Source organism: Sphingopyxis sp. SCN 67-31 (genome assembly GCF_001725095.1).
Genome location: NZ_MEFH01000035.1, coordinates 1 through 6,230 on the forward strand (window position 1 = coordinate 1; position 6,230 = coordinate 6,230).

At 68.3% G+C, this 6,230-nt stretch carries 4 protein-coding genes; 2 read left to right on the top strand and 2 right to left on the bottom strand.

The window, feature by feature from the left end:
• Both ABS88_RS04920 and ABS88_RS04925 read right to left on the bottom strand, forming a co-directional pair.
• Positions 1-1,153: sensor histidine kinase (locus ABS88_RS04920; RefSeq protein ID WP_286749312.1), on the bottom strand; the 1,153-nt coding region annotated here is incomplete at its 3' end.
• The gene (locus ABS88_RS04925; RefSeq protein WP_217372812.1) at positions 1,150-1,806 is read right to left on the bottom strand and encodes a response regulator transcription factor; all 657 of its coding nucleotides are present in this window, start codon (positions 1,804-1,806) and stop codon (positions 1,150-1,152) included. The genes ABS88_RS04920 and ABS88_RS04925, both read right to left, overlap by 4 nt.
• Before the next feature lie 141 nt (positions 1,807-1,947).
• On the opposite strand from ABS88_RS04925, the gene ABS88_RS04930 reads away from it, so the two are divergent.
• Positions 1,948-3,057: an efflux RND transporter periplasmic adaptor subunit gene (locus ABS88_RS04930; protein ID WP_286749315.1), complete on the top strand. Its 1,110-nt coding sequence runs from the start codon at positions 1,948-1,950 to the stop codon at positions 3,055-3,057.
• Position 3,058: 1 nt separating this feature from the next.
• A complete protein-coding gene (locus tag ABS88_RS04935; protein WP_286749316.1) occupies positions 3,059-6,169 on the top strand; it encodes an efflux RND transporter permease subunit in 3,111 nt (1,036 codons plus the stop codon).
• Positions 6,170-6,230 lie beyond the last annotated feature (61 nt).

Sequence of the window (6,230 nt, forward strand, 5' to 3'; positions counted from 1 at the left end):
TGATGGCAATGCGGCGCGCGGCGCCGTCGAAGCGATAGTCGATCGTGATGCCCGATCGCGCCCATTTTCCGGCATTGTCGAGCAGGTTCGACAATATCTCGCTCAGATCCTCGGCATCCATGGGAAGCGAAGGGGCGGCCGGGTCGAGCGCCGCCGCGGTCGCAGCGAAGCGCTTGCCCGGATGACAGCGTTCCATCGCGGCGATCAGCGGCGGCAGGATCGCGGCGAGCCGCACGCCGCCGACCATCCCCGCATGCGACCCGCCCGACCGGACGCGCGACAGATGATAGTCGATCTGGCGCTGCATCGTCTCGCTTTCGGACAGGAAGACGTCGGCCGCGGCGCTTTCGGTGCCGCGCTGTTGCAGCCGTTCGGCCTCGTCGGTGACGACGGCGAGCGGGGTGCGCAGCGAGTGCGCCAGCGCGCCCGCGGCGACACGCCCGCGTTCGACGATCTCGGCATTGCGCGCCAGATAGCTGTTCAACGGATCGACGAGCTGGCGGATCTCGTCGGGAAACACCCCCTCGATGTGATCGGCCTGCCCGCGGCGCAGGGCCGCGATCCGCGCGGCCAGCCGGTTGAACGGCCGGAAGCCGAGCGTGATGATCGCAAGGCCGCTTGCCAGAAGCGCGAGCGCGAGCAGGCTGAGCCACAGGCTGAGCTCGCGGGTGAAGCTCGCGATGACGGCGCGCAGCAGGCGCTCGTCGGTGGCGATGACGAAATGCAGCGGGGCGCCGCCCGGCATGGCGCGCTCGAAGCCATAGGTGATCGTGGGGCCCGTCGGGCCGTTTTCGACGCGGTGCAGGATGTCCGGGCTGTGCGCGACATCCTCGTCGAGCGCGCCGCGCGTCATAGAGGGCGACTTCAGCGAGCGATAGCCGGGGCGCCCGATCTGCCAGTAAAATCCGGACAGAGGCACCGCATAGCGCGGATCGGACAGCGGCCGCGACAGGCGGGGGTTACCCGCTGCGTCGAGGACGGTCAGTTCGGCCAGCTCGCGGACATGAACCTCCAGCTCTTCATGATATTGCTGTTCGACATGGCTGCTGAACAGCCGCACCGACGAAAACCACAGCGCGCCGATGCCCAGCGCCACCCAGATCAGGATGGCGGCCAGAAAGCGCGCGCGCAGGCTGGAAAAGAGTCGGGTCACAAATCGAGCCGATAGCCCAGGCCGCGCACGGTGCGAATAGCGTCGCGTCCGATCTTGCGGCGCAGCCGGCTGATATGCGCTTCCACCGCGTTGCGATCGCGCTCGGCTTCGAGTGCGTAAAGCTGATCGAGGATGTCGGCTTGCGACAAGATATGTTCGGGACGCCGCATGAAGAGGTGCAGCAGCGCGAACTCCTTGCGGCTGAGCGTCAGCGCTTCGCCGTGCAGCGTCGCGGTGGACGCGACGGGGTCGAGCGAAAGCGGACCGACCGTCAGCGCGTTGCTGCCGCGCCCGCGTCCACGCCGCCACAGCGCATGCAGCCTCGCCAGCAACTCTTCGAACCGCACCGGCTTGACGATGAAATCATCGGCGCCGCTGTTCAGCCCCTCGACCTTTTCGCGCCAGTTGCCCCGCGCGGTCAGGATCAGGATCGGCACCGTCCGCCCGGCGCCGCGCCAGTGGCGCAGCACATCAATCCCGTCGCCGTCGGGCAGCCCCAGATCGAGGATCACCGCGCCCAGCATGTCGATGTCGGGCCAGTCGCGGGCGTCGCCCGCCGACGCGGCGCTGTCGACGGCAATCCCCGCCGCCACCAGCCGCTCGGTCAGGCGGCGGCGCAGTTCGGGATCGTCTTCGACCAGCAATACACGCATCGGCATCTTGTCCTTGTGGGGATGATCTCACCGTCTTCATCCCGGTGCGATGGTCCTAGGATCCTGACCCTAGCGCAATTGCCTGACGCGACACTGACAAAATGTCAGGCTGGCGTCAGACTCGCTTGGCAGAGGGCGGCCATGGACAGGAAAGCCCTTATCGCCGCATCGACCGCGCTCGCCCTCGCGGCGGGTGCCGGAGCCCTCTGGTGGTCGAAGGAGGCGCCCCCGCCTGCGCCCGACGGCGGCGAAGCGGCCATGGCGCCGGGCAAGCTGACGGCCCGACAGATCGAGAAGCTCGGCATCGCGACCGCAGTCGCGGCGGCCGCCAGCAGTGCCGAGCTTGGCGCGGTCCCTGCGACCGTATCGCTGCCCCCCGATGCGCGGGTCGCGGTGACCGCGCCATTCGACGGGATTGCGGTGCGGCTGTTTGTCGTCGAGGGCGAGGCGGTTGTCGCCGGTCAACCGCTCGCCAGCATCCGCGCCGCCGAGCCTGTCCAATATGGCGCGGCGCTGGCGCGCGCGCAGGCGCAGCTGGAGGTTGCCCGCGCCGCGGCGGGCCGCACCGGTCAGCTGGCCAAGGAAGGCATTGTCGCGGGCGCCCGCGCCGACGAGGCGCGCGCCGCGCTGCGCGAGGCAGAAGTCAATGTCGCCGAAAACCGCCGCATTCTGGCGCAGGCCAATGCCGACGGCAGCGGCATAATGACGCTGCGCGCGCCGATCGGCGGCCGGATCTCCGCCGTCAATGTGCAGGCGGGCGGCCCGGTAGGCGGCCTCAGCGCGCCGTTCATCGTCGAAAATACGGCGCGGCTGATGCTCGATCTGCAAATCCCCGAACGGCTCGCGGGCGCGGTGCATCCGGGCACACCCGTCGAAGTCCGGATGCCCGGCACCGCGCCCGCCACCGGCCGCGTCATCGCCGTCGGCGGCTCGATCGACCCCGCGACGCGCGCGCTGACGGCAAAGGCACGCCTCGACGCCGCACCCGCACTGGTCAGCGGCAAGTCGGTCGTCGCGATCCTCGGCGGCGTTCAGCCCGTCGCCGGGGCGAGCATCCCCGCTGCCGCGCTGACACGGGTCGGCGACAGGGATGCGGTTTTCGTGAAGGGGACGGACGGCTTCGCGCTGCGCCCCGTCACCATCGCCAGCCGCGTCGGGGCCAGCGCGACGATAACCGCCGGACTGAAGCCCGGCGAACGCGTCGCAACCTCGGCAATCGCCGAACTCAAGGCCGTGCTGGGCGGCGAATAGGATGCTCGCCAAACTCGTCGAAAAGGCGCTCGCGCTGCGTCTCGCCGTCATCGGTGCCGCACTGCTGCTGGGCGGGATCGGGGCCTGGTCCTTCGCCAATCTGCCGATCGATGCCTTTCCGGACATCAGCTCGACGCAGGTCAAGATCATCCTGAAGGCGCCGGGCATGACCCCCGAGGAGGTCGAGAGCCGCGTCATCACGCCGATCGAGATGGAGATGCTGGGCATCCCCGATCAGGCGAACCTGCGCTCGGTCGCCAAATATGCGATCGCCGACATAACGATCGATTTCAAGGACGGCACCGATATCTATTGGGCGCGTAGCCAGGTCGCCGAGCGGCTGTCGAATGTCGCGGGCGACCTGCCGGCGACGGTCGAGGGCGGGATGGCGCCGATCTCCACGCCGCTGTCCGACATGTATATGTTCACGCTCGAAGGGCCGCAGGATCTGACCGAAAAGCGGCGGGTGCTCGACTGGATCATCCGCCCGGCGCTGCGCACCGTTCCCGGCGTTGCCGATGTCAACGCGCTCGGCGGCTTTGCCGAAACCTTCGAGGTGCGCCCCGACAATGGCGCGCTGGCGGCGGCGGGGCTGAGCGTCGAGGATCTGCGCGCGGCGATTGAAGCGAGCAATCGCAACGACGGCGCCGGCCGGCTCAAGATCGGCGACGAAGCGCTGATCGTGCGCTCGGTCGGCGCGATCCGCACGCTCGACGATCTCGCCTCGGTCGTGGTGCGGTCGCAGGATGGCGGCATCGTGCGCGTCGGCGACGTCGCGGCGGTGCGCGCCGGGCATCTGACGCGCTATGGCGCGGTCACGAAGGACGGCAAGGGCGAGGCGGTCGAGGGACTGGTCATCGCGCTGCGCGGCGCCGACGCGTCGAAGGTCGTCGACGGGGTCAAGGCGCGGCTCGCGGAAATCCAGCCCAGCCTGCCGCGCGGGATGCGCGTCGATGTCTTCTACGACCGGTCGGACCTCATCGAACGCGCCGTCGGGACGGTCGAGAAGGCGCTGATCGAAGCGACGATCCTCGTCGTCATCCTGCTGCTGCTGTTTCTGGGCGATGTCCGCGCGTCGGTCATCGTTGCACTCGCGCTGCCGATGGCGGCGCTGCTGACCTTCATCTTCATGCGGGCGATCGGACTGACCGCCAATCTGATGAGCCTCGGCGGCCTTGCCATCGCGGTCGGCATATTGGTCGACGGCGCCGTGGTCGTCGTCGAAAATGTCGTCGAGCGCTTGTCCGATCCCAGGCATCGCCGGATGGGCAAGTTGCATGCTGTGTTCGTCGCCGCGTCCGAAGTCGCGATGCCGGTCGCCTCGGGGCTCCTTATCATCGCGCTCGTGTTCCTGCCACTGCTCACGCTCGAGGGGCTGGAGGGCAAGCTGTTCGCGCCCGTCGCGCTGACCATCGTGCTCGCGCTGCTTTCGGCGCTGGTCCTGTCGCTGACGCTGGTGCCGGTGCTCGCCTATTTCATCCTGAAGCAGCAGGACGGCCACCGCGAACCGCGCCTGATGCGTTTCCTGGCGCCGCGTCACGCGCGGGCGCTCGACTGGGCCTTTGCCCACCGCCGGACCGTTGCCGGGATATCCGCGATCGGCCTGCTGCTCGCCGGGGTCGCCTATACCGTGACCGGCAAGACCTTTCTGCCGACGATGGACGAGGGGTCGACGATCGTTCAGCTCACCAAGCTGCCGAGCATCAATATCGAGCATAGCGCCGCGGGCGACATGAAGGTGCAGCGCGCGATCCTCGAACAGGTGCCCGAAGTCACCAGCGTGATCGCGCGCGTCGGCAGCGACGAGCTCGGCCTCGACCCGATGAGCCCCAACGAGACCGACAGCTTTCTGAAGCTGAAACCGCGGTCCGAATGGCGCGTCGCCGACAAGGACTGGCTCAACGACCGGATTCGCGCCGTGCTCGCCGATTTTCCGGGGATCGAGCCCAGCTTCACCCAGCCGATCGAGATGCGCGTTTCCGAAATGCTCACCGGTGCGCGCGGCGACCTGGCAATCAAATTGTTCGGCCCCGACCTCAAGGAACTGGCCCGGCTCGCGGGCGCGATCCAGGGCCGGCTCGAAACGATCCGCGGGACGAGCGAGGCGATGACGGTTGCCAACGACAGCGTCGATTATCTGCAGATCGATATTGATCGTATGGCCGCGGGGCGGGCGGGAATGCCCGTCGACATGCTGCAGGACATGATGCGCGCCGATGTCGAGGGCGTCCGCGCCGGCACGATCGCCGAAGGCGCGCGCCGGATTCCCGTGGTTATCCGCGGCGAAGGCGGCGACGGCATGGACGCGCAAAGCTACACCGACCGTCTCTATCGAACCCCCGCCGGCACCCTCCTTCGCACCAGCGATGTCGCGGCGATCGCACAGGTCGCGGGGCCGGTGAAGCTCGAACATGAAAATGGATCGCGCTTCGCGCTCGTGCAGGCCTTCGTCAGCGGCCGCGACCTTGTCGGCTATGTCGAGGAGGCAAAGGCGGATATCGGCAAGCATGTGAAGCTGCCGCCCGGCTATCGTATCGTCTGGGGCGGCCAGTTCGAGAATCAGCAGCGGGCGGCCGCGCGCCTGATGATCGTGCTGCCGATCGCGGTGCTGATGATCTTCGTCGTTCTTTATCTGACGCTGCGCTCGCTGCGCGCGGCGGCGCTGATCCTCGTCAACATACCCTTTGCGGCGGTGGGCGGGATGATCGCGCTCGCACTATCGGGCGAATATCTGTCGGTTCCCGCCTCTGTCGGCTTCATCGCGCTGCTCGGCATCGCGGTGCTCAACGGGCTCGTCATGGTCAGCTATTTCCGTCAGCTGCGCGAACGGGGTGTCCCGCTGCACCAGGCGGTGCGCGAGGGCGCCGCACGGCGCCTGCGCCCGGTGCTGATGACCGCGAGCATCGCCGCCTTCGGCCTCGTCCCGCTGCTCTTCGCGTCGGGTCCGGGTTCGGAAATCCAGCGCCCGCTTGCCATCGTCGTTATCGGCGGGCTGGTGACGGCGACGCTGCTCACACTCATCCTGCTGCCCATCCTGTACGAGCGTTTCGGCGAAAGCGCTGCCGAGCGCGGCGCGGGCGATCAGGTTCATCCTGCCGGAGCCCCTGCATGACCCGCCTTCTGGTCCTTGCCGCCAGTCTGGCCCTGACGCCGCCTGCCGCCGCCGAGCCGGG

Excerpts from the sequence above, each read along its gene's own strand:
- ABS88_RS04930 (WP_286749315.1), top strand. The coding sequence starts at position 1,948 with ATGGACAGGAAAGCCCTTATCGCCGCATCGACCGCGCTCGCCCTCGCG.
- ABS88_RS04925 (WP_217372812.1), bottom strand. The coding sequence starts at position 1,806 with ATGCGTGTATTGCTGGTCGAAGACGATCCCGAACTGCGCCGCCGCCTG.
- ABS88_RS04935 (WP_286749316.1), top strand. The coding sequence starts at position 3,059 with ATGCTCGCCAAACTCGTCGAAAAGGCGCTCGCGCTGCGTCTCGCCGTC.